Annotated in this window: 1 pseudogene; it reads left to right on the top strand. The window is 62.4% G+C overall.

The features are described 5' to 3' along the window. Window positions 1-444, top strand: a pseudogene (locus KHA85_RS20265) (hypothetical protein); the annotation flags it as partial.

The raw sequence follows: 444 nt of genomic DNA, 5'->3' as shown, positions 1-444 counted from the left end.
ACGCCGGGCTGCCGGTAGCGGATAAGCAGGCGAAAGAGATCGCCGTCGATCGGCTGGAGAAGGTGGATGTCAGCTACAGCGGCGAGAGCCAGCAGTTGCTGATCAACGTGCCCAACGACTGGTTGCCGCAGCAAACCATCGGCGCCCATTCACCGTTGCAGCGCTTGCCGGCGCAAAGCAGCCTGGGTTTGCTGTTCAACTACGACATCTATGCCAGCCAAAGCAACGGCAATGGCCGGCCGGGCTACCTGTCGGCGTGGAGCGAACAGCGGCTGTTCGACGGGTTCGGCGTCATCGCCAACACCGGCATCTACCGCAGCGGGTTTAACGGCGGGCCGAACGACGATGGCGGGCGCTATATTCGATACGACAGCTACTGGCGTTTCAACGACGACCAGCGGATGCTGAGTGTGATCGCCGGTGACCTTACCACCGGCTCGCTCC

It is taken from the genome of Dietzia massiliensis, from assembly GCF_018390595.1.
Classification (GTDB): domain Bacteria; phylum Actinomycetota; class Actinomycetes; order Mycobacteriales; family Mycobacteriaceae; genus Dietzia; species Dietzia massiliensis.
The sequence above is the reverse complement of the archived record's forward strand: the minus strand, read 5'-3'. Positions and strand labels throughout refer to the sequence as shown.